The sequence below is a fragment of the Pseudomonas sp. 210_17 TE3656 genome, from assembly GCF_054821965.1.
Window position 1 is genome coordinate 3201398 of record NZ_JBTRBC010000001.1, and the last position, 22209, is coordinate 3223606.

Below are 22209 nucleotides of genomic sequence, written 5' to 3' on the forward strand. Positions count from 1 at the left end.
GCCTTGAAAGACCTACTGAATTTGCTGAAAAACCAGGGTCAAGTCGAAGAGTTCGACGCCATCCGCATCGGATTGGCCTCGCCTGAGATGATCCGTTCGTGGTCGTTCGGTGAAGTTAAAAAGCCGGAAACCATCAACTACCGTACGTTCAAGCCTGAGCGTGACGGCCTGTTCTGCGCCAAGATCTTTGGCCCAGTCAAGGACTACGAGTGCCTGTGCGGTAAGTACAAGCGCCTGAAACACCGTGGCGTGATCTGTGAGAAGTGCGGCGTTGAAGTCGCCCTGGCCAAGGTTCGTCGTGAGCGCATGGCGCACATCGAACTGGCCTCTCCAGTTGCCCACATCTGGTTCCTGAAATCGCTGCCGTCCCGTATCGGCTTGCTGATGGACATGACCCTGCGTGATATCGAGCGCGTTCTCTACTTCGAGAGCTATGTCGTTATCGACCCGGGCATGACCACTCTGGAAAAAGGCCAGCTGCTCAACGACGAGCAGTACTTCGAAGCGCTGGAAGAGTTCGGCGATGACTTCGACGCCCGCATGGGTGCCGAGGCTGTCCGCGAGCTGCTGCACGCTATCGACCTGGAGCACGAGATTGGCCGCCTGCGCGAAGAGATTCCGCAGACCAACTCGGAAACCAAGATCAAGAAGCTGTCCAAGCGTCTGAAACTGATGGAAGCCTTCCAGGGTTCGGGCAACCTGCCTGAGTGGATGGTCCTGACCGTTCTGCCGGTTCTGCCGCCAGATCTGCGTCCATTGGTTCCGCTGGACGGCGGTCGCTTTGCGACTTCCGACCTGAACGATCTGTATCGTCGGGTGATCAACCGTAACAACCGTCTGAAGCGCCTGCTCGACCTGTCCGCGCCGGACATCATCGTGCGCAACGAAAAGCGCATGCTGCAGGAAGCGGTCGACGCCTTGCTGGATAACGGCCGTCGTGGTCGTGCCATCACCGGCTCGAACAAGCGTCCTCTGAAATCCCTGGCCGACATGATCAAGGGTAAGCAAGGTCGTTTCCGTCAGAACTTGCTCGGTAAGCGTGTTGACTACTCCGGCCGTTCGGTAATTACCGTAGGTCCGACCCTGCGTCTGCACCAGTGCGGTCTGCCGAAGAAGATGGCTCTCGAGCTGTTCAAGCCGTTCATTTTCGGCAAGCTGGAAATGCGTGGTCTGGCGACCACCATCAAGGCTGCCAAGAAGATGGTCGAGCGCGAGCTGCCAGAGGTGTGGGACGTTCTCGCCGAAGTGATTCGCGAACACCCCGTACTGCTCAACCGTGCACCGACCCTTCACCGTCTGGGCATCCAGGCATTTGAACCGGTACTGATCGAAGGTAAAGCTATCCAGCTGCACCCGTTGGTCTGTGCTGCGTACAACGCCGACTTCGACGGTGACCAGATGGCCGTTCACGTACCGCTGACGCTGGAAGCCCAGCTCGAAGCGCGTGCGCTGATGATGTCGACCAACAACATTCTGTCGCCAGCCAACGGTGAGCCAATCATCGTTCCGTCGCAGGACGTTGTACTGGGTCTGTACTACATGACCCGTGAAGCCATCAACGCCAAGGGCGAAGGTCGCGTATTTGCTGACCTGCAGGAAGTCGACCGCGTATTCCGCGCCGGCGAAGCTGCCCTGCACGCCAAGATCAAGGTTCGTATCAACGAAACCGTCAACGATCGTGATGGCGGCAGCGTCAAGAACACCCGTATCGTCGACACCACTGTCGGCCGTGCTCTGCTGTTCCAGGTTGTTCCACCAGGTCTGTCGTACGACGTGGTCAACCAGCCAATGAAGAAAAAGGCGATCTCCAAGCTGATCAACCAGTGCTACCGCGTGGTTGGTCTGAAAGAGACCGTGATCTTCGCTGACCAGCTGATGTACACCGGTTTTGCCTACTCGACCATCTCCGGCGTTTCCATCGGTGTTAACGACTTCGTTATCCCGGATGAAAAAGCCCGCATCATCGGTGCTGCCACCGACGAAGTGAAAGAGATCGAGAGCCAGTACGCCTCCGGTCTGGTAACCCAGGGCGAGAAGTACAACAAAGTCATCGACTTGTGGTCCAAGGCGAACGACGAAGTTTCCAAGGCGATGATGACCAACCTCTCGAAAGAGAAGGTCATCGACCGCGAAGGCAACGAAGTCGAGCAAGAGTCCTTCAACTCGATGTACATGATGGCTGACTCCGGTGCCCGGGGTTCGGCAGCTCAGATTCGTCAGCTGGCCGGTATGCGTGGTCTGATGGCCAAGCCGGACGGCTCGATCATCGAGACGCCGATCACCGCGAACTTCCGTGAAGGTCTGAGCGTACTCCAGTACTTCATCTCGACTCACGGTGCTCGTAAAGGTCTTGCGGATACCGCGTTGAAAACCGCGAACTCCGGTTACCTGACCCGTCGTCTGGTTGACGTTGCCCAGGATCTGGTCGTTACCGAGATCGACTGCGGCACCGAGCAAGGCCTGCTGATGACGCCGCACATTGAAGGCGGCGACGTTGTAGAGCCGCTGGGTGAGCGTGTACTGGGCCGTGTTATTGCTCGTGACGTGTTCAAACCGGGCACCGACGACGTTATCGTTCCGGCCGGCACCCTGGTCGACGAGAAGTGGGTTGAATTCATCGAGCTGAACAGCATCGACGAAGTGATCGTGCGTTCGCCGATCAGCTGCGAAACCCGCTACGGTATCTGCGCCAAGTGCTACGGTCGTGACCTGGCTCGCGGTCACCAGGTGAACATCGGTGAAGCTGTCGGCGTTATCGCTGCCCAGTCGATCGGTGAGCCGGGTACCCAGCTGACCATGCGTACGTTCCACATCGGTGGTGCTGCAAGCCGGACCTCGGCTGCCGACAGCGTCCAGGTGAAGAACGGCGGTATGGTACGTCTGCACAACCTGAAGCAGGTTGAGCGTGCCGACGGTAACCTGGTTGCCGTATCGCGTTCCGGTGAGTTGGCGATTGCCGACGAATTCGGTCGTGAGCGTGAGCGTTACAAACTGCCGTACGGTGCTGTGATTTCCGTCAAGGAAGGCGACAAGGTCGACGCTGGCGCAATCGTCGCCAAGTGGGACCCGCACACCCACCCGATCGTTACCGAAATGAAAGGTACCGTGACCTTCGTGGGCATGGAAGAAGGCATCACCATCAAGCGTCAGACTGACGAATTGACTGGTTTGACCAACATTGAAGTTCTGGACGTTAAAGACCGTCCGGCTGCAGGTAAGGAAATCCGTCCTGCAATCAAGATGGTCGACGCTAATGGCAAGGATCTGCTGCTGCCAGGTACCGATGTACCGGCTCAGTACTTCCTGCCGGCTAACGCCCTGGTCGGCGTGGCCGACGGTGCGCAAATCGGTGTTGGTGACGTTATCGCGCGTATCCCGCAAGAAACGTCGAAAACCCGTGACATCACCGGTGGTCTGCCACGGGTTGCCGACTTGTTCGAAGCCCGTCGTCCGAAAGAAGCCTCGATTCTGGCTGAAGTCAGCGGCACCATCGCGTTCGGTAAAGAGACCAAAGGCAAACGCCGTCTGGTTATCACCCCGAACGACGGTAGCGATCCGTACGAAGAGCTGATTCCGAAGTGGCGCCACCTGAACGTCTTCGAAGGCGAACAAGTGAACCGCGGCGAAGTTATCTCCGACGGTCCAAGCGATCCGCACGACATCCTGCGTCTGCTGGGTGTAAGCGCGCTGGCCAAGTACATCGTCAACGAGATTCAGGACGTTTACCGTCTGCAAGGCGTGAAGATCAACGACAAGCACATCGAAACCATCCTGCGTCAGATGCTGCGCAAGGTCGAGATTGCCGAGTCGGGCGATTCCAGCTTCATCAAGGGCGACCAGATGGAACTGACTCACGTACTGGTAGAAAACGAGCGTCTGAACGCGGAAGACAAGTTCGTCTCCAAGTTCACTCGTGTTCTGCTGGGTATCACCAAGGCCTCGCTGTCCACCGAATCGTTCATCTCGGCGGCTTCCTTCCAGGAAACCACCCGCGTACTGACCGAAGCGGCGGTAACCGGCAAGCGCGATTACCTGCGCGGCCTGAAAGAAAACGTGGTCGTGGGTCGTCTGATCCCGGCCGGTACCGGTCTGGCCTACCACAGCGAGCGCAAGCGTCGCCGTGACGCCGACAAGCCGCTGCGCGTAAGTGCCAGTGAGGTGGAAGCCGCACTGACTGAAGCGCTGAACTCCAGCGGTAACTGAAAGTAGGGCAGGGCCCCGGCTGACCCGATCCGGTCATTGACGACATAAAATGTTGCCGATGACTGGAGGAGGGAGGCTGGGGCCTTGTCTTGACTGGGGGCAAGATCCTCTTTAGACTCTTGTACCCCTAAATTTGGTGGGACTCCGTCCTGCCAATTTTTGCTTTTCTTGCAAGACAATAGCGTCGCAAGACAACAGTGGAGCTAGTAGATGGCAACTATCAACCAGCTGGTACGTCAGCCGCGTAAGCGTATCGTCGAGAAATCCGACGTTCCTGCGCTGCAGAACTGCCCGCAACGTCGTGGCGTGTGCACCCGTGTGTACACCACTACGCCGAAAAAACCTAACTCGGCACTGCGTAAAGTATGCCGTGTGCGTCTGACCAACGGTTTCGAGGTTTCCTCGTACATCGGCGGTGAAGGCCACAACCTGCAAGAGCACAGCGTCGTACTGATCCGTGGCGGTCGTGTAAAAGACTTGCCAGGTGTTCGTTACCACACCGTTCGCGGCTCCCTGGATACCTCCGGTGTTAAAGGTCGTAACCAAGGTCGTTCGAAGTACGGTACCAAGCGTCCGAAGTAATCGGTCGTTTGTTGCAGTTTGCAGTTATCAATTTTATTGAGTCGATAAGAGTAAGGTCGGGCACGCACCCTTTGGGTTCACTGTCCCGGGCTAACCTGAAGACCGTTTGAGGGCTTATCAATGCCAAGACGTCGTGTAGCAGCCAAGCGTGAGATTCTGGACGATCCAAAATACGGAAGCCAGATCCTCGCCAAGTTCATGAACCACGTAATGGAAAGCGGCAAAAAAGCCGTTGCCGAGCGTATCGTTTACGGTGCACTGGACAAGGTTAAAGAACGCAAGAACAGCGATCCCCTGGAAATCTTCGAGAAAGCTCTCGACGCCATCGCTCCGCTGGTCGAAGTTAAGTCGCGCCGTGTTGGCGGTGCCACTTACCAGGTTCCTGTTGAAGTTCGTCCATCCCGTCGTAACGCCCTGGCAATGCGCTGGTTGGTAGACTACGCCCGTAAGCGTGGCGAGAAGTCCATGGCTCTGCGCCTGGCTGGCGAGCTGCTGGATGCCGCTGAAGGCAAAGGTGCTGCAGTCAAGAAGCGTGAAGACGTACACCGTATGGCCGAAGCCAACAAAGCGTTCTCGCACTACCGCTTCTAATTCAGGCATCACTATTTTTGCGAGGGCTCTATGGCTCGTACTACACCAATCAACCGCTACCGTAACATTGGTATTTGCGCGCACGTTGACGCGGGCAAGACTACCACTACCGAGCGGATCCTGTTCTACACAGGTCTGAGCCACAAAATGGGCGAGGTGCATGATGGCGCCGCGACCACCGACTGGATGGTGCAGGAGCAGGAGCGGGGTATTACCATTACCTCCCGCTGCTGTTACCACCTTCTGGGAAGGTTCCCGTGGCCAGTACGGCAAATACCGCGTAAACGTCATCGATACCCCCGGCCACGTTGACTTCACCATTGAAGTAGAACGTTCGCTGCGCGTACTCGACGGCGCGGTCGTTGTGTTCTGCGGTACTTCCGGCGTTGAGCCACAGTCCGAAACCGTATGGCGTCAAGCCAACAAGTACGGTGTTCCACGTGTTGTTTACGTGAACAAGATGGACCGTGCAGGCGCTGACTTCCTGCGCGTCGTAGGTCAGATCAAGAACCGTCTGGGTCACACCCCGGTTCCTGTTCAGCTGGCCATCGGTTCGGAAGATAACTTCCAGGGTCAGGTAGACCTGATCAAAATGAAGGCTATCTACTGGAACGACGACGACAAAGGCACCACCTATCGCGAGGAAGAAATTCCTGCCGATATGCTGGAGCTGGCTGAAGAGTGGCGCGCCAACATGGTCGAAGCCGCTGCCGAAGCCAATGAAGAGCTGATGAACAAGTACCTTGAAGAAGGTGAGCTGTCGGTCGAAGAAATCAAAGCCGGTCTGCGTGCGCGCACCCTGGCCAGCGAGATCGTTCCGGCTGTCTGCGGTTCTTCCTTCAAGAACAAGGGCGTTCCTCTGGTTCTCGACGCTGTTATCGACTTCCTGCCTGCTCCTACCGAAATCCCGGCGATCAAGGGTATCCACCCTGATCTGATCGAGAAGCCGAAGGACGAGCTGGTTGCAGAAGACTACGACGAGCGTCATGCAGACGACAACGAGCCGTTCTCGGCTCTGGCGTTCAAGATTGCCACCGACCCGTTCGTTGGTACTCTGACCTTCGTCCGCGTTTACTCGGGTATGCTGCAGTCTGGCGACTCCGTGATCAACTCGGTCAAGGGCAAGAAAGAACGCGTTGGTCGTATGGTGCAGATGCACGCCAACCAGCGTGAAGAAATCAAAGAAGTTCTGGCAGGCGACATCGCTGCTCTGATCGGCATGAAGGACGTCACCACCGGTGACACCCTGTGCAACGCCGACAAGCCGATCATCCTCGAGCGTATGGACTTCCCTGAGCCTGTGATCTCGGTAGCTGTTGAGCCGAAGACCAAGCAGGACCAGGAAAAGATGGGTATCGCACTGGGCAAGCTGGCTCAGGAAGACCCGTCGTTCCGCGTCAAGACTGATGAAGAAACCGGCCAGACCATCATCTCGGGTATGGGCGAGCTTCACCTGGACATCCTCGTTGACCGCATGAAGCGCGAATTCAACGTTGAAGCCAACATCGGTAAGCCGCAGGTTTCGTACCGCGAGCAGATCACCAAGGACAACGTCGAGATCGAAGGTAAGTTCGTTCGTCAGTCCGGTGGTCGTGGTCAGTTCGGTCACTGCTGGATTCGCTTCTCGCAGCCATCAGTGGATGCCCAGGGCAACATCACCGAAGGCCTGGAATTCACCAACGAAGTTGTAGGTGGTGTGGTTCCTAAGGAATACATCCCGGCGATCCAGAAGGGTATCGAAGAGCAGATGAAGAACGGCATCGTTGCCGGCTATCCGCTGATCGGCCTGAAGGCAACCGTGTTTGATGGTTCCTACCACGACGTCGACTCCAACGAGATGGCGTTCAAGGTAGCCGCTTCCATGGCGACCAAGCAACTCGCAGCCAAAGGCGGCGGTAAGGTGCTTGAGCCGATCATGAAGGTAGAAGTTGTGACCCCTGAGGACTACATGGGTGACGTGATGGGTGACCTGAACCGTCGTCGTGGTCTGATCCAGGGTATGGAAGATTCGGTGTCCGGCAAGGTTGTCCGTGCTGAAGTTCCGCTCGGAGAGATGTTCGGTTATGCGACCGACGTTCGTTCCATGTCTCAGGGTCGCGCGAGCTACTCCATGGAATTCTCCAAATACGCCGAAGCTCCGTCGAATATCGTCGAAGCACTCGTTAAAAAACAAGGCTAATCCAGCCCTTTAGGCAAGAGGTTCACTGTCGTGGCTAAAGAAAAATTTGATCGTTCCCTTCCGCACGTCAACGTTGGCACCATCGGTCACGTTGACCACGGTAAAACCACTCTGACTGCTGCTCTGACCCGCGTCTGCTCCGAAGTTTTCGGTTCGGCCGTTGTTGAGTTCGACAAGATCGACTCGGCTCCAGAAGAGAAAGCTCGCGGTATCACCATCAACACCGCGCACGTCGAGTACAACTCGAACATTCGTCACTACGCTCACGTTGACTGCCCAGGTCACGCTGACTACGTGAAGAACATGATCACCGGTGCTGCCCAGATGGACGGCGCGATCCTGGTTTGCTCGGCCGCCGATGGTCCGATGCCACAAACCCGTGAGCACATCCTGCTGTCCCGTCAGGTTGGCGTTCCGTACATCGTGGTCTTCCTGAACAAGGCTGACCTGGTAGACGACGCTGAGCTGCTGGAACTGGTCGAGATGGAAGTTCGCGACCTGCTGTCCACCTATGACTTCCCAGGCGACGACACCCCGATCATCATCGGTTCGGCTCGTATGGCGCTGGAAGGCAAAGACGACAACGAAATGGGCACCACCGCTGTCAAGAAGCTGGTTGAGACTCTGGACAGCTACATCCCAGAGCCTGAGCGTGCTATCGACAAGCCGTTCCTGATGCCAATCGAAGACGTATTCTCGATCTCGGGTCGTGGTACCGTTGTTACCGGTCGTATCGAGCGTGGTATCGTCCGCGTTCAAGACGCCCTGGAAATCGTTGGTCTGCGTGACACCACCACCACCACCTGCACCGGTGTTGAGATGTTCCGCAAGCTGCTGGACGAAGGTCGTGCTGGCGAGAACTGCGGCGTTCTGCTGCGTGGCACCAAGCGTGACGACGTTGAGCGTGGTCAGGTTCTGGTCAAGCCAGGTTCGGTTAAGCCGCACACCAAGTTCACCGCAGAAGTTTACGTTCTGAGCAAAGAAGAAGGCGGCCGTCATACTCCGTTCTTCAAAGGCTACCGTCCACAGTTCTACTTCCGTACTACTGACGTGACCGGTAACTGCGAGCTGCCAGAAGGCGTTGAAATGGTAATGCCAGGTGACAACATCCAGATGACTGTCACTCTGATCAAAACCATCGCAATGGAAGATGGTCTGCGTTTCGCTATCCGTGAAGGCGGTCGTACCGTCGGCGCTGGCGTCGTAGCCAAAATCATCGAGTAATTCTCGATAGGTTGAAAAAGCCCCCGCTCAGCGGGGGCTTTTTTTATTGGGTTGACACCCAATAGGGGCGTCTATAGAATCACGCCTCCTTTTAACGGGCGTAGTGCGCCCGGTGGGAATAGCAGCCTGGAGTCTGAAATCCAATGCAAAATCAGCAAATCCGTATCAGGTTGAAGGCTTTCGACCATCGCCTGATCGACCAATCCACCCAGGAAATCGTGGAAACCGCGAAACGTACTGGTGCTCAAGTGCGTGGTCCAATTCCACTGCCTACCCGTAAAGAGCGGTTCACCGTTCTGGTCTCCCCGCACGTCAACAAAGACGCGCGTGACCAGTACGAGATCCGTACTCATAAGCGCGTTCTGGACATCGTCCAGCCAACGGATAAAACCGTTGATGCTCTTATGAAGCTTGATCTTGCGGCCGGCGTGGAAGTGCAGATCAGCCTCGGCTAAGACACGGTCTTAGTCGTGTAACGCTCTGAAATGGGCGGCCATAGCGGGTGAAAGCCCCGTACACTCATGAGGTTTACAACATGACTATTGGTGTAGTCGGTCGTAAATGCGGTATGACCCGTATTTTCACCGAAGAAGGTGTCTCCATTCCGGTCACGGTCATTGAGATCGAGCCGAATCGCGTCACCCAGTTCAAAACCGAAGAAACTGATGGCTACCGTGCAGTGCAAGTCACTGTGGGTGAGCGTCGTGCTTCGCGTGTGACTGCTGCTCAAGCAGGTCACTTCGCTAAAGCGAACGTTGCCGCTGGTCGCGGTGTCTGGGAGTTCCGTCTTGAAGAAGGCGACTACCAGGCTGGCGACTTGATCAATGCAGAAATCTTCGCTGCTGGCCAAATGGTAGATGTTACCGGTCAGTCGAAAGGTAAAGGCTTTGCCGGTACCATCAAGCGTTGGAATTTCCGCGGTCAAGATAACACCCACGGTAACTCCGTTTCCCACCGCGTCCCGGGCTCTATCGGCCAGTGCCAGACTCCTGGTCGTGTATTCAAGGGCAAGAAAATGTCCGGTCATATGGGCGCCGAGCGCGTGACCGTTCAGTCCCTGGAAGTAGTGCGCGTCGACGCTGAACGCAATCTGTTGCTGGTCAAGGGTGCCGTTCCTGGCGCTACTGGCGGTGATCTGGTTGTGCGTCCGGCTGCCAAGGCTCGCGGTTAAGGGGAAGCTGACATGCAACTAAATGTAAATGACGCTCAAGCGATCGAAGTTTCCGAACTGACTTTCGGTGGCGAATTCAACGAGACGCTGGTTCACCAAGCAGTCGTGGCCTACATGGCCGGCGGCCGTCAGGGCACCAAGCAGCAGAAAACCCGTTCCGACGTTGCTGGTGGCGGCAAGCGCCCATGGCGTCAGAAAGGTACTGGTCGCGCTCGTGCCGGTACTATCCGTAGCCCAATCTGGCGTGGCGGCGGTACCACTTTCGCAGCTCGTCCTCAGGATCACTCGCAGAAGCTCAACAAGAAGATGTACCGCGCAGCAATGCGTTCCATCCTCGCTGAGCTGGTGCGTACCGACCGTCTGGTCGTGGTTCAGGACTTCGCTGTTGAAGCACCGAAAACCAAAGACCTGCTGAACAAACTGAACGGCATGGGTCTGAGCGACGTACTGATCGTTTCTGACGCTGTTGATCAGAATCTGTACCTGGCTGCTCGTAACCTGCCGCACGTCGACGTACGTGACGTACAGGGTTCCGATCCGGTCAGTCTGATCGCATACGACAAAGTGTTGATCACTGTGTCGGCCGTGAAGAAATTCGAGGAGCTGCTGGGATGAACCAGGAACGCGTATTTAAAGTCCTCCTTGGCCCGCACGTTTCCGAGAAGGCTACCGTTCTGGCTGAGAAAAAAGGCCAGTTCGTATTCAAGGTTGCTACTGATGCAACCAAGCTGGAAATCAAGAAAGCTGTCGAAGGCCTGTTCGGCGTAAAAGTCGAAAACGTGTCGACCGTCAACGTTCTGGGTAAAACCAAGCGTACCGCACGTGGTCTGGGCAAGCGTAATGACTGGAAGAAGGCGATCGTCTCCCTTCAGCCAGGCCAAGATCTCGATTTCAGCAGCAGTGCTGAGTAAGGAAGGGGTGCATCATGGCAATCGTTAAATGCAAACCGACTTCCCCTGGCCGCCGTTTCGTGGTCAAGGTGGTCAACAAGGAGCTGCACAAAGGCGCTCCTCACGCACCGCTGCTCGAGAAAAAATCGAAGTCTGGTGGTCGTAACAACAATGGCCGCATCACTACTCGTCACGTAGGTGGTGGTCATAAGCAGCATTACCGTATGGTCGATTTCCGTCGCAACGACAAAGATGGCATCGTCGCCACTGTCGAGCGTATCGAATACGATCCAAACCGTACTGCTCACATCGCACTGCTCTGCTACGCAGACGGCGAGCGCCGCTACATCATCGCCCCTAAAGGCGTGAGTGCTGGCGACCAGCTGATCGCAGGTGCTCTGGCTCCAATCAAGCCAGGCAACTCCCTGCAACTGCGCAACATCCCAGTGGGTAGCACCATTCACGGCATCGAACTGAAGCCGGGCAAAGGTGCACAGATCGCTCGTTCCGCTGGTGCTTCGGCTCAGCTGATCGCTCGCGAAGGTGTCTATGTGACCCTGCGTCTGCGCTCTGGTGAAATGCGTAAAGTCCTGGCTGAATGCCGTGCGACCCTGGGTGAAGTCTCGAACTCCGAGCACAGCCTGCGTTCGCTGGGTAAAGCCGGTGCCAAACGCTGGCGTGGCGTTCGCCCAACCGTTCGTGGTGTTGCCATGAACCCGGTTGACCACCCACATGGTGGTGGTGAAGGTCGTACCTCCGGTGGTCGTCATCCGGTATCGCCATGGGGCTTCCCGACTAAGGGCGCGAAGACTCGTGGTAATAAGCGTACCGACAACATGATCGTCCGTCGTCGCAAGTAAATAGAGGGATACGACAGTGCCACGTTCTCTGAAAAAAGGTCCTTTTATCGATCTTCACCTACTGAAGAAGATCGAAGTGGCGGCGGAAAAGAACGATCGCAAACCAGTTAAGACCTGGTCGCGTCGTTCGATGATCCTGCCACAAATGGTCGGTCTGACCATCGCGGTACACAACGGTCGCCAACACGTCCCAGTTCTCGTGAACGAAGACATGGTCGGCCATAAACTGGGCGAGTTTGCCGGTACCCGCACTTATCGTGGGCACGTGGCTGACAAGAAAGCCAAGCGTTAAGGGGTAAGGAAATGGAAGTAGCCGCTAAGTTGTCGGGCGCTCGAATCTCCGCCCAGAAAGCCCGCTTGGTCGCCGACCAGATCCGCGGGAAGAAGGTGGGCGAAGCGCTCAACCTGTTGGCTTTCAGCAGCAAAAAAGCCGCTGAAATCATGAAGAAAGTCCTCGAGTCGGCCGTAGCCAACGCCGAGCATAACGAAGGCGCAGACGTTGATGACCTGAAGGTCTCCACCGTTTTCGTCAACGAAGGGCGTTCGCTGAAGCGCATCATGCCGCGTGCCAAAGGCCGCGCTGATCGCATCGTCAAGCGGTCTTGCCATATCACTGTCAAGGTTGCGGACAAGTAACGGAGTCGATCAGATGGGTCAGAAAGTACATCCCACTGGCATTCGCCTGGGAATCGTCAAGGAGCACACCTCCGTCTGGTACGCAGACGGTCGGACTTATGCGGACTATTTGCTCGCAGATCTGAATGTGCGTGAGTACCTCCAAGACAAACTAAAAAGCGCGTCCGTTAGCCGTATCGATATCCATCGTCCGGCTCAAACTGCACGCATCACCATCCACACCGCTCGTCCAGGTATCGTTATCGGGAAGAAAGGTGAGGATGTTGAAAAACTGCGTCAGGACCTGACCAAGCAAATGGGTGTGCCTGTGCACATCAATATCGAAGAGATCCGCAAGCCGGAACTCGACGGTATGCTGGTTGCTCAGAGCGTAGCTCAGCAGCTGGAGCGTCGTGTGATGTTCCGTCGCGCCATGAAGCGCGCCGTACAGAACGCCATGCGCATTGGTGCCAAAGGCATCAAGATCCAGGTGAGCGGTCGTCTCGGTGGTGCTGAAATCGCACGTACTGAATGGTATCGCGAAGGTCGTGTGCCGCTGCACACCCTGCGTGCTGATATCGACTATGCCACTTACGAAGCTCACACCACTTACGGTGTGATCGGTGTGAAGGTTTGGATTTTCAAAGGCGAAGTTATTGGTGGTCGCCAAGAAGAACTGAAACCACAAGCACCAGCGCCTCGTAAAAAAGCTGCTAAGTAAGGGGTACGCCAAATGTTGCAACCAAAGCGTACAAAATTCCGCAAGCAGATGACTGGCCACAACCGTGGTCTGGCCCTGCGCGGTAGCAAAGTCAGCTTCGGCGAGTTTGCTCTGAAAGCTGTTGCTCGCGGTCGTCTCACCGCCCGCCAGATTGAGTCGGCACGTCGTGCTCTGACCCGTCACGTAAAACGTGGCGGTAAAATCTGGATCCGTGTGTTCCCGGACAAGCCGATCTCCAAGAAGCCTCTCGAAGTGCGGATGGGTAAAGGTAAAGGTTCCGTGGAATACTGGGTTGCCCAGATCCAGCCAGGCAAAGTCCTGTACGAGATCGAGGGTGTTTCTGAAGAGCTGGCGCGTGAGGCTTTCGCCTTGGCAGCTGCAAAGTTGCCTCTCGCCACCTCCTTTGTTAAGCGGACGGTGATGTGATGAAAGCGAATGAACTTCGTGAAAAATCAGCACAGCAGCTGAACGAGCAACTGCTCGGCTTGCTGCGCGACCAGTTCAATCTGCGCATGCAGAAAGCAACTGGCCAGTTGGGGCAGTCGCACCTGCTCTCGCAAGTTAAGCGTGACATCGCTCGCGTGAAAACTGTGCTCAACCAGCAGGCAGGTAAGTGATCATGGCTGAAGCTGAAAAAACCGTCCGTACGCTGACTGGCCGTGTCGTCAGCGACAAGATGGACAAAACCATCACCGTACTGATCGAGCGTCGCGTAAAGCACCCGATCTACGGTAAATACGTTAAGCGTTCGACTAAGCTGCACGCGCACGACGAAACCAACCAGTGCCATATCGGCGACAAGGTCTCCATCCGTGAGACTCGTCCGCTGGCCAAGACCAAAGCTTGGGCACTGGTTGAAGTTCTCGAACGCGCTGTTGAAGTCTAAGGGCTAAGGGTCGGAGAAATTTTATGATTCAGACTCAATCCATGCTCGATGTGGCCGATAACAGCGGCGCTCGTCGCGTCATGTGCATCAAGGTTCTCGGCGGTTCGCACCGCCGTTACGCCGGCATCGGTGACATCATCAAGGTAACCGTCAAGGAAGCAATTCCGCGCGGTAAAGTGAAGAAAGGCCAAGTGATGACTGCTGTTGTAGTCCGCACTCGCCACGGTGTCCGTCGTGCTGACGGCTCCATCATCCGCTTTGATGGCAATGCTGCTGTTCTGTTGAACAACAAGCAAGAGCCGATCGGCACCCGTATCTTTGGGCCAGTGACCCGTGAACTTCGTACTGAGAAGTTCATGAAGATCGTCTCGCTCGCCCCAGAAGTGCTGTAAGGAGATCCGACATGCAAAAGATTCGTCGTGACGACGAGATCATCGTGATCGCCGGCAAAGACAAAGGTAAGCGCGGTAAGGTGCTCAAGGTTCTCGCTGACGACCGTCTGGTCGTTGGTGGGATCAACCTGGTGAAGCGTCATACCAAGCCTAACCCGATGTCGGGCGTACAAGGCGGTATCGTCGAGAAAGAAGCGCCACTGCACGCTTCCAACGTCGCCATTTTCAACGGCGAAACCAACAAGGCTGACCGCGTTGGTTTCAAAGTAGAAGACGGCAAGAAAATTCGTGTCTTCAAGTCGACCCAAAAAGCGGTTGATGCTTGAACACTGCTAGGTAGAAGACCATGGCACGACTGAAAGAGATTTACCGGAAGGAAATTGCTCCGAAGCTTAAGGAAGAACTTAAGCTGGCGAACGTGATGGAAGTTCCGCGCGTTACCAAGATCACCCTGAACATGGGTCTGGGCGAAGCTGTCGGCGACAAAAAAGTCATCGAACACGCTGTTGCTGACCTGGAGAAGATCACCGGTCAGAAAGCCGTTGTGACTTTCGCTCGGAAATCCATCGCGGGCTTCAAAGTCCGTGAGGGCTGGCCGATCGGCGTTAAAGTTACTCTGCGCCGCGATCGTATGTACGAGTTCCTGGACCGCCTGCTGGCGATCTCCCTGCCTCGGGTTCGCGACTTCCGCGGCCTGAATGCCAAGTCCTTCGATGGTCGTGGCAACTACAGCATGGGCGTGAAAGAGCAGATCATCTTCCCGGAAATCGACTACGACAAGATCGATGCTCTGCGCGGTCTGGACATTACCCTGACCACCACTGCCAAGAACGATGACGAAGGCCGCGCTCTGCTGCGTGCTTTCAAATTCCCGTTCCGCAACTGATTGGAGTAGGAAAATGGCCAAGAAGAGCATGAAAAACCGTGAGCTGAAGCGTCAGCTCACTGTTGCCAAGTACGCCAAGAAGCGTGCCGAGCTGAAAGCGATCATCGTAAATCTGGAAGCAACTCCAGAAGAGCGTTTTGCCGCTGTCGTAGCTCTGCAGAAGCAACCACGTGACGCCAGCGCTTCGCGCATGCGTAACCGTTGCCGCATCACCGGTCGTCCACACGGCGTTTACCGCAAGTTCGGCCTCGGCCGTAACAAGCTGCGTGAAGCAGCAATGCGCGGTGACGTTCCAGGTCTGGTTAAAGCCAGCTGGTAAGACGTACCGGCAGCGTCCAGGTGGCGGGGGAGCAATCTTCCGACCACCGGTGACTTTGCAACGAAACAAGCCCCTTCTGGGGCTTGTTTCGTTTCTGGGATCTGTCTAGAATGACCGGCTCTCCTGAGCCCGGGTTTTTTGACCTGGCGAACTCAGGTGACTGTAGTAGCCGAGAGGCTAATTTTTCTTGTATCAGGAGCGTCTAGCCCATGAGTATGCAGGACCCGTTAGCGGACATGCTAACTCGCATCCGTAATGCCCAGATGGCTGAAAAGTCCGTCGTAAGCATGCCTTCGTCGACTCTGAAGGTTGCGGTAGCCAAAGTTCTGAAAGACGAAGGTTACATCGCTGGCTATCAGGTCAGCAGCGAAGTAAAACCATCGCTTTCCATCGAGCTGAAATACTTCGAAGGCCGTCCGGTCATCGAGGAAGTCAAGCGCGTAAGTCGTCCAGGCCTGCGTCAGTACAAGTCCGTCGAAGAACTGCCGAAAGTACGTGGCGGTCTGGGCGTGTCTATTGTCTCCACCAACAAAGGTGTGATGACTGATCGTGCTGCGCGCGCTGCCGGTGTCGGCGGCGAAGTACTCTGCACAGTGTTCTAAGGGGGGATAAGCATGTCTCGCGTCGCTAAGAACCCCGTTAAGCTGCCAGCCGGTGTCGAAGTCAAATTCGTCGGCCAACAGCTTTCGGTGAAGGGTGCCAAGGGCACTCTCGAACTGAACGTTCACTCGTCCGTAGAAGTCGTTGAAGAAGCTGGTGAGCTGCGTTTCGCTGCTCGCAATGGCGATCAACAAACTCGCGCAATGGCCGGTACCACCCGTGCCCTGGTTAACAACATGGTCCAAGGCGTAAGCCAAGGCTTCGAGCGTAAGCTCCAGCTGGTCGGTGTTGGTTACAAAGCACAAGCCAAAGGCACCGTGCTGAACCTGGCGCTTGGCTTCTCGCATCCAGTGGATTACGAACTGCCAGCGGGTATTACCGCTGAGACCCCAAGCCAGACCGATATCCTGATCAAGGGTATCGACAAGCAGCTGGTAGGTCAGGTGGCCGCTGAAATCCGCGACTTCCGTCCACCAGAGCCGTACAAAGGCAAGGGTGTGCGTTACGCGGACGAAGTCGTCCGTCGTAAAGAAGCCAAGAAGAAGTAGGGCCTAGCAAATGACCGACAAAAAAGTTACTCGACTGCGTCGCGCTCGCAAAGCACGCCTGAAAATGCACGAACTCGAAGTCGTGCGTCTCTGCGTGTTCCGCTCCTCGCAGCACATCTATGCCCAGGTCCTTTCGGCCGACGGCAGCAAAGTCCTGGCCAGCGCCTCGACTTTGGACAAAGAACTGCGTGATGGCGCCACCGGCAACATCGACGCGGCCACTAAGGTTGGCAAGCTGGTAGCTGAGCGCGCGAAAGCCGCCGGTGTATCTCAAGTTGCCTTTGACCGTTCCGGCTTCAAGTACCACGGCCGCGTCAAGGCGCTGGCTGATGCTGCTCGTGAAGGCGGGCTGGAGTTCTAAGTTATGGCAAATAACGATCAAAAGCGCGACGAAGGCTACATCGAGAAGCTGGTTCAAGTTAACCGCGTTGCCAAAACCGTAAAAGGCGGCCGTATCTTCACTTTCACCGCGTTGACCGTGGTTGGTGATGGTAAAGGTCGTGTTGGTTTCGGCCGTGGCAAATCGCGCGAAGTACCTGCTGCGATCCAGAAAGCTATGGAAGCTGCTCGTCGCAACATGATTCAGGTTGACCTGAACGGCACCACTCTGCAGTACGCCACCAAGTCCGCCCATGGCGCGTCGAAGGTGTACATGCAGCCTGCCTCCGAAGGTACCGGTATCATCGCCGGTGGCGCAATGCGTGCCGTCCTGGAAGTTGCTGGCGTTCAGAACGTCCTGGCCAAGTGCTATGGCTCGACCAACCCTGTAAACGTGGTTCACGCCACTTTCAAGGGTCTGAAGGCTATGCAATCTCCTGAATCCATTGCTGCCAAGCGCGGCAAGAGCGTTGAGGAGATCCGTTGATCATGGCTACCGTTAAAGTAACGCTGATCAAAAGCACCGCCGGCCGTATCCCTAACCACAAACTGTGTGTTAAGGGTCTGGGTCTGCGCCGCATCGGTCACACTGTAGAAGTCCTGGATACTCCCGAGAACCGCGGGATGATCAACAAGGCTTACTACATGCTGCGCGTCGAGGGTTAATCGATGAAACTCAATGATCTGAGTCCAGCGCCGGGTTCCCGTCGCGAGAAGCATCGTCCGGGTCGTGGTATCGGTAGTGGTTTGGGTAAGACTGGTGGCCGTGGTCACAAAGGTCAAACCTCCCGCTCCGGTGGCACCATCGCTCCAGGCTTTGAAGGCGGTCAACAGCCGCTGCACCGTCGTCTGCCGAAATTCGGCTTCGTTTCCCTGAAAGCCATGGACCGCGCCGAAGTGCGTCTGTCCGAGCTGGCCAAAGTGGAAGGCGACGTTGTCACCGTGCAATCCTTGAAGGATGCCAACGTGATTAACCAGAACGTACAGCGTGTGAAAATCATGCTGTCGGGCGAAGTTACTCGCGCGGTCACCATCAAGGGTATCGCAGCCACCAAAGGTGCGCGTGCGGCTATCGAAGCAGCTGGCGGCAAGTTCGAGGAATAAATGGCTAAGCAAGGTGCTCTCTCTTCGCTCGGCAAAGGCGGGATGTCTGAACTTTGGGCTCGTCTGCGTTTTCTGTTCCTGGCGATCATCGTCTATCGGATAGGCGCACACATCCCAGTTCCAGGTATCAACCCGGACCGGCTGGCGGAACTGTTTCGACAGAATGAGGGGACCATTCTTAGCTTGTTCAACATGTTTTCCGGCGGCGCGCTGGAGCGGATGAGCATCTTTGCACTGGGGATCATGCCGTACATTTCGGCATCGATCATCATGCAGCTGATGACCGCCGTGAGCCCGCAGCTGGAGCAGTTGAAGAAGGAAGGTGAAGCTGGCCGTCGCAAGATCAGCCAGTACACCCGCTACGGCACCGTAATCCTGGCGCTGGTCCAGGCCATTGGCATGTCCATTGGTCTGGCCGGTCAGGGCGTGGCGTTTTCTGCTGACTTTGGCTTCCATTTCGTCGCGGTCTCCACGTTTGTGGCTGGCGCGATGTTCATGATGTGGCTGGGTGAGCAGATCACAGAGCGCGGTGTAGGCAACGGTATCTCGATGTTGATCTTCGCAGGTATCGTCGCCGGTCTTCCGAGAGCAATCGGGCAGTCTTTCGAGTCTGCACGTACAGGCGATATCAACATTTTCGCTCTGGTCGCTATCGGTTTGCTGGCAGTAGCGATTATCGGTTTTGTGGTGTTCATTGAGCGTGGTCAGCGTCGTATCGCCGTTCACTACGCCAAGCGTCAGCAGGGCCGCAAGGTCTTCGCTGCGCAGACCAGCCACTTGCCGCTGAAAGTGAACATGGCGGGCGTTATTCCTGCCATTTTCGCGAGCAGCATCTTGCTGTTCCCGGCTTCGCTGGGTGCCTGGTTCGGTCAGTCCGAAGGTATGGGCTGGTTGCAGGACATCTCGCAGTCGATCGCTCCTGGTCAGCCGTTGAATATTCTGCTGTTTAGTGCAGGGATTATTTTCTTCTGCTTCTTCTATACGGCGTTGATGTTCAATCCGAAAGACGTAGCGGAGAACCTGAAGAAGTCCGGTGCCTTTATTCCGGGCATCCGTCCAGGTGAGCAGTCGGCGCGCTACATTGATGGCGTTCTGACCCGCTTGACCATGTTCGGTGCTCTTTATATGACGGCCGTCTGTCTGCTTCCCCAGTTCCTGGTGGTTGCTGCAAACGTTCCGTTCTACCTTGGCGGGACCTCGTTGCTGATTGTGGTAGTGGTTGTGATGGACTTCATGTCCCAAGTACAATCGCACCTCGTTTCGCACCAGTACGAATCCCTGATGAAGAAAGCCAACCTGAAAGGCTACGGTGGCAGCGGTTTGCTGCGCTGATAGACCCTTAAGGTTCGAGGAGTTGGTGATGAAAGTTCGTGCATCGGTGAAAAAGCTGTGCCGTAACTGCAAGATTATTCGCCGCGAAGGTGTTGTTCGAGTAATTTGCAGTGCGGAACCACGTCACAAGCAGCGCCAAGGCTGAGTGTGATTTGCGCTACAAACCCAGCAGCTAGTGCGCTGCTGGGTTGATTATTTGTTTCTACAGCGATATTATCTCGCGCCCTATTTCTTGGCTTCCGGGGCGTAGGTAGCTGTCAATTGGAGTCCCACTGAATGGCCCGTATTGCAGGCGTCAACATTCCAGATAACAAGCACACTGTTATCTCGCTGACCTACATCTATGGTGTTGGTCGCACTACTGCACAGAAAATCTGTGTAGAGACTGGGGTCAACCCAGCCGCAAAGATCAAGGATCTGAGCGACGAGCAGGTTGAATCGCTGCGTACTGAAGTTGCGAAGTACATCACCGAAGGTGATCTGCGCCGTGACATCAACATGAAAATCAAGCGGTTGATGGACCTGGGTTGCTACCGCGGCCTGCGTCATCGTCGGGGTCTGCCAGTACGCGGTCAGCGTACCAAGACCAACGCGCGTACCCGTAAGGGCCCGCGTAAGCCGATCCGCAAGTAATCGCACCAGCGAATCGACAGGAATTTAGAAATGGCAAAACCTGCTGCTCGTCCTCGTAAAAAAGTCAAAAAGACAGTGGTTGATGGCATCGCCCACATCCATGCGTCTTTTAACAACACCATCGTGACCATCACCGATCGTCAAGGTAACGCTCTGTCCTGGGCTACCTCCGGCGGTTCGGGTTTCCGCGGTTCTCGCAAGTCCACCCCGTTCGCTGCTCAAGTAGCTGCTGAGCGTGCTGGTCAAGCTGCGCTGGAATATGGTCTGAAGAACCTCGACGTCAACGTCAAGGGTCCAGGTCCAGGTCGTGAGTCCGCTGTTCGTGCTTTGAACGGTTGTGGCTATAAGATCGCCAGCATCACCGACGTGACGCCAATCCCGCATAACGGGTGCCGTCCGCCGAAGAAGCGCCGCGTGTAATCAGGAGACAGATAAATGGCACGTTACATTGGTCCAAAATGCAAACTGTCTCGTCGTGAAGGCACCGATCTGTTCCTGAAGAGCGGCGTTCGCGCTCTGGAATCGAAGTGCAACATCGAAGCAGCCCCAGGTATCCACGGCCAGCGCCGTGGCCGTCAGTCCGACTACGGCACCCAGCTGCGCGAGAAACAAAAAGTACGTCGCATCTATGGCGTTCTCGAGCGTCAGTTCAGCGGTTACTACAAGGAAGCAGCCTCCAAGAAGGGTGCTACCGGCGAGAACCTGCTGCAGCTGCTCGAATGCCGTCTGGATAACGTCGTTTATCGTATGGGCTTTGGCGCTACTCGTGCCGAATCCCGTCAGCTGGTTTCGCACAAAGCGATCAGCATCAACGGCAAGACTGTAAACATTCCGTCCTACCAAGTTCGTCCGGGTGACGTGGTCGCGGTTCGCGAGAAGTCGATGAACCAGCTGCGCATTGTTCAAGCCCTTGAACTGTGCGCCCAGCGTGGCCGCGTTGAGTGGGTAGATGTGGATGCTGCCAAGAAGTCGGGCGTTTTCAAGAACGTTCCTGCTCGCAGCGACCTGTCCGCCGACATCAACGAAAGCCTGATTGTCGAGCTCTACTCCAAGTAAGGGCTAGAAAATAGGTGCATCCATGCAGATTTCGGTAAATGAGTTCCTGACGCCCCGCCACATCGATGTGCAGGTCGTCAGTCCAACCCGCGCTAAAATCACGCTCGAGCCTCTCGAGCGTGGCTTTGGCCATACCCTGGGCAACGCGCTGCGCCGCATCCTGTTGTCCTCTATGCCTGGCTGTGCAGTAGTCGAGGCCGAGATTGACGGTGTACTCCACGAGTACTCGGCAATCGAAGGTGTACAGGAAGACGTCATTGAAATCCTGTTGAACCTGAAAGGCCTGGCTATCAAACTGCACGGTCGTGACGAAGTTACGCTGACCTTGTCGAAAAAGGGTTCGGGGGTGGTTACCGCTGCCGATATTCAGCTGGATCATGATGTCGAGATCGTTAACCCCGATCACGTAATCGCTAACCTGGCGTCTAACGGCGCCCTGAACATGAAGCTCACCGTAGCTCGTGGTCGTGGTTATGAGCCGGCCGATTCGCGTCAGAGCGATGAAGACGAAAGCCGCAGCATTGGTCGCTTGCAGCTTGACTCTTCGTTCAGCCCGGTTCGCCGTATCGCATACGTGGTGGAAAACGCCCGTGTCGAGCAGCGTACCAACCTGGACAAGCTGGTTATTGATCTGGAAACCAACGGTACCCTGGATCCTGAAGAGGCTATCCGTCGTGCTGCAACCATCCTGCAACAGCAGTTGGCTGCGTTCGTCGACCTCAAAGGTGACAGCGAACCTGTGGTAGTCGAACAGGAAGACGAGATCGATCCGATCCTGCTTCGTCCGGTTGACGATCTGGAATTGACCGTGCGTTCGGCCAACTGCCTTAAGGCGGAGAACATTTACTACATCGGCGATCTGATTCAGCGCACCGAAGTAGAACTGTTGAAGACTCCGAACCTGGGCAAGAAGTCCCTGACTGAAATCAAGGACGTTCTGGCCTCCCGTGGTCTGTCCCTCGGCATGCGCCTCGACAACTGGCCGCCTGCAAGTCTTAAGAAAGACGACAAGGCGACTGCCTGATCGTCGTAATCACCG

31 protein-coding genes and 1 pseudogene are annotated in these 22209 nt (G+C 55.9%); all 32 read left to right on the top strand.

Going from position 1 to position 22209, the window contains the following annotated elements; genetic code table 11:
* Nucleotides 1-3 precede the first annotated feature (3 nt).
* The 32 genes and pseudogenes from rpoC to ACVI9W_RS15130 all read left to right on the top strand — a co-directional run bounded on the left by rpoC (nt 4) and on the right by ACVI9W_RS15130 (nt 22194).
* Complete coding sequence (gene rpoC, locus ACVI9W_RS14975; protein ID WP_400171206.1) at nt 4-4203, top strand: DNA-directed RNA polymerase subunit beta'; 4200 nt, start codon at nt 4-6, stop codon at nt 4201-4203.
* A 210-nt stretch (nt 4204-4413) separates the two neighbouring features.
* A complete protein-coding gene (rpsL, locus tag ACVI9W_RS14980; protein ID WP_003186084.1) occupies nt 4414-4785 on the top strand; it encodes a 30S ribosomal protein S12 in 372 nt (123 codons plus the stop codon).
* Nucleotides 4786-4905: 120 nt separating this feature from the next.
* Nucleotides 4906-5376, top strand: coding sequence for a 30S ribosomal protein S7 (gene rpsG / locus ACVI9W_RS14985; protein WP_008089143.1), 471 nt, complete (start codon nt 4906-4908; stop codon nt 5374-5376).
* A gap of 30 nt (nt 5377-5406) precedes the next feature.
* Nucleotides 5407-7555 (top strand): annotated as a pseudogene (fusA, locus tag ACVI9W_RS14990) (elongation factor G).
* A gap of 30 nt (nt 7556-7585) precedes the next feature.
* Nucleotides 7586-8779: an elongation factor Tu gene (gene tuf / locus ACVI9W_RS14995; protein ID WP_010220303.1), complete on the top strand. Its 1194-nt coding sequence runs from the start codon at nt 7586-7588 to the stop codon at nt 8777-8779.
* Between the two features lie 143 nt (nt 8780-8922).
* Nucleotides 8923-9234 carry a 30S ribosomal protein S10 gene (gene rpsJ, locus ACVI9W_RS15000; RefSeq protein ID WP_003186070.1) on the top strand — a complete coding sequence of 104 codons (312 nt, stop codon included), beginning with the start codon at nt 8923-8925 and terminating at the stop codon, nt 9232-9234.
* 80 nt (nt 9235-9314) lie between these two features.
* Nucleotides 9315-9950 carry a 50S ribosomal protein L3 gene (gene rplC / locus ACVI9W_RS15005; protein WP_028944484.1) on the top strand — a complete coding sequence of 212 codons (636 nt, stop codon included), beginning with the start codon at nt 9315-9317 and terminating at the stop codon, nt 9948-9950.
* Nucleotides 9951-9962: 12 nt separating this feature from the next.
* Nucleotides 9963-10565, top strand: a complete 603-nt coding sequence (gene rplD / locus ACVI9W_RS15010) for a 50S ribosomal protein L4 (protein WP_010220305.1) — start codon at nt 9963-9965, stop codon at nt 10563-10565.
* Nucleotides 10562-10861 carry a 50S ribosomal protein L23 gene (gene rplW / locus ACVI9W_RS15015; RefSeq protein WP_010220306.1) on the top strand — a complete coding sequence of 100 codons (300 nt, stop codon included), beginning with the start codon at nt 10562-10564 and terminating at the stop codon, nt 10859-10861. Before rplD ends, rplW begins: the two co-directional genes overlap by 4 nt.
* A gap of 14 nt (nt 10862-10875) precedes the next feature.
* Nucleotides 10876-11700 (top strand): 50S ribosomal protein L2, encoded by an 825-nt coding sequence (rplB, locus tag ACVI9W_RS15020; RefSeq protein ID WP_400171208.1) that lies wholly within the window; start codon nt 10876-10878, stop codon nt 11698-11700.
* A gap of 16 nt (nt 11701-11716) precedes the next feature.
* Nucleotides 11717-11992 (top strand): 30S ribosomal protein S19, encoded by a 276-nt coding sequence (gene rpsS / locus ACVI9W_RS15025; RefSeq protein WP_002555486.1) that lies wholly within the window; start codon nt 11717-11719, stop codon nt 11990-11992.
* 11 nt (nt 11993-12003) lie between these two features.
* Nucleotides 12004-12336 carry a 50S ribosomal protein L22 gene (rplV, locus tag ACVI9W_RS15030; RefSeq protein WP_003103908.1) on the top strand — a complete coding sequence of 111 codons (333 nt, stop codon included), beginning with the start codon at nt 12004-12006 and terminating at the stop codon, nt 12334-12336.
* A gap of 13 nt (nt 12337-12349) precedes the next feature.
* The gene (gene rpsC / locus ACVI9W_RS15035) at nt 12350-13036 is read left to right on the top strand and encodes a 30S ribosomal protein S3 (RefSeq protein WP_010220308.1); all 687 of its coding nucleotides are present in this window, start codon (nt 12350-12352) and stop codon (nt 13034-13036) included.
* 12 nt (nt 13037-13048) lie between these two features.
* A complete protein-coding gene (gene rplP, locus ACVI9W_RS15040; protein WP_003255479.1) occupies nt 13049-13462 on the top strand; it encodes a 50S ribosomal protein L16 in 414 nt (137 codons plus the stop codon).
* Nucleotides 13462-13653 (top strand): 50S ribosomal protein L29, encoded by a 192-nt coding sequence (gene rpmC, locus ACVI9W_RS15045; protein ID WP_002555481.1) that lies wholly within the window; start codon nt 13462-13464, stop codon nt 13651-13653. Before rplP ends, rpmC begins: the two co-directional genes overlap by 1 nt.
* 2 nt (nt 13654-13655) lie before the next feature.
* On the top strand, nt 13656-13922 hold the full coding sequence (rpsQ, locus tag ACVI9W_RS15050) for a 30S ribosomal protein S17 (RefSeq protein ID WP_028944481.1): 267 nt from the start codon (nt 13656-13658) through the stop codon (nt 13920-13922).
* 23 nt (nt 13923-13945) lie between these two features.
* Entirely contained in the window at nt 13946-14314 is a 369-nt protein-coding gene (gene rplN / locus ACVI9W_RS15055) for a 50S ribosomal protein L14 (RefSeq protein ID WP_002555479.1), read from the top strand.
* An 11-nt stretch (nt 14315-14325) separates the two neighbouring features.
* Complete coding sequence (rplX, locus tag ACVI9W_RS15060; protein ID WP_009397501.1) at nt 14326-14640, top strand: 50S ribosomal protein L24; 315 nt, start codon at nt 14326-14328, stop codon at nt 14638-14640.
* Between the two features lie 20 nt (nt 14641-14660).
* A complete protein-coding gene (gene rplE, locus ACVI9W_RS15065; protein ID WP_028944480.1) occupies nt 14661-15200 on the top strand; it encodes a 50S ribosomal protein L5 in 540 nt (179 codons plus the stop codon).
* 13 nt (nt 15201-15213) lie between these two features.
* Nucleotides 15214-15519, top strand: coding sequence for a 30S ribosomal protein S14 (rpsN, locus tag ACVI9W_RS15070; protein WP_203479709.1), 306 nt, complete (start codon nt 15214-15216; stop codon nt 15517-15519).
* A gap of 209 nt (nt 15520-15728) precedes the next feature.
* Complete coding sequence (gene rpsH, locus ACVI9W_RS15075; RefSeq protein WP_010220313.1) at nt 15729-16121, top strand: 30S ribosomal protein S8; 393 nt, start codon at nt 15729-15731, stop codon at nt 16119-16121.
* Nucleotides 16122-16133: 12 nt separating this feature from the next.
* On the top strand, nt 16134-16667 hold the full coding sequence (gene rplF / locus ACVI9W_RS15080; RefSeq protein WP_038606175.1) for a 50S ribosomal protein L6: 534 nt from the start codon (nt 16134-16136) through the stop codon (nt 16665-16667).
* A gap of 10 nt (nt 16668-16677) precedes the next feature.
* Nucleotides 16678-17028: a 50S ribosomal protein L18 gene (rplR, locus tag ACVI9W_RS15085; RefSeq protein WP_038606178.1), complete on the top strand. Its 351-nt coding sequence runs from the start codon at nt 16678-16680 to the stop codon at nt 17026-17028.
* Nucleotides 17029-17031: 3 nt separating this feature from the next.
* Nucleotides 17032-17532 carry a 30S ribosomal protein S5 gene (gene rpsE, locus ACVI9W_RS15090; RefSeq protein ID WP_010220316.1) on the top strand — a complete coding sequence of 167 codons (501 nt, stop codon included), beginning with the start codon at nt 17032-17034 and terminating at the stop codon, nt 17530-17532.
* 2 nt (nt 17533-17534) lie between these two features.
* The gene (gene rpmD, locus ACVI9W_RS15095; RefSeq protein WP_038606181.1) at nt 17535-17711 is read left to right on the top strand and encodes a 50S ribosomal protein L30; all 177 of its coding nucleotides are present in this window, start codon (nt 17535-17537) and stop codon (nt 17709-17711) included.
* 3 nt (nt 17712-17714) lie between these two features.
* Nucleotides 17715-18149, top strand: a complete 435-nt coding sequence (gene rplO, locus ACVI9W_RS15100; RefSeq protein WP_010220318.1) for a 50S ribosomal protein L15 — start codon at nt 17715-17717, stop codon at nt 18147-18149.
* A complete protein-coding gene (gene secY, locus ACVI9W_RS15105) occupies nt 18150-19481 on the top strand; it encodes a preprotein translocase subunit SecY (protein ID WP_010220319.1) in 1332 nt (443 codons plus the stop codon). It abuts the gene before it with no gap.
* A gap of 28 nt (nt 19482-19509) precedes the next feature.
* Nucleotides 19510-19626 (top strand): 50S ribosomal protein L36, encoded by a 117-nt coding sequence (gene rpmJ / locus ACVI9W_RS15110; protein ID WP_002555468.1) that lies wholly within the window; start codon nt 19510-19512, stop codon nt 19624-19626.
* A 131-nt stretch (nt 19627-19757) separates the two neighbouring features.
* Nucleotides 19758-20114, top strand: a complete 357-nt coding sequence (rpsM, locus tag ACVI9W_RS15115) for a 30S ribosomal protein S13 (RefSeq protein ID WP_028944477.1) — start codon at nt 19758-19760, stop codon at nt 20112-20114.
* Between the two features lie 30 nt (nt 20115-20144).
* On the top strand, nt 20145-20534 hold the full coding sequence (rpsK, locus tag ACVI9W_RS15120) for a 30S ribosomal protein S11 (protein WP_002555466.1): 390 nt from the start codon (nt 20145-20147) through the stop codon (nt 20532-20534).
* A gap of 15 nt (nt 20535-20549) precedes the next feature.
* Nucleotides 20550-21170 (top strand): 30S ribosomal protein S4, encoded by a 621-nt coding sequence (rpsD, locus tag ACVI9W_RS15125; protein ID WP_422417066.1) that lies wholly within the window; start codon nt 20550-20552, stop codon nt 21168-21170.
* A gap of 22 nt (nt 21171-21192) precedes the next feature.
* Nucleotides 21193-22194 carry a DNA-directed RNA polymerase subunit alpha gene (locus tag ACVI9W_RS15130; RefSeq protein WP_003186012.1) on the top strand — a complete coding sequence of 334 codons (1002 nt, stop codon included), beginning with the start codon at nt 21193-21195 and terminating at the stop codon, nt 22192-22194.
* The last annotated feature ends 15 nt before the right edge of the window (nt 22195-22209 follow it).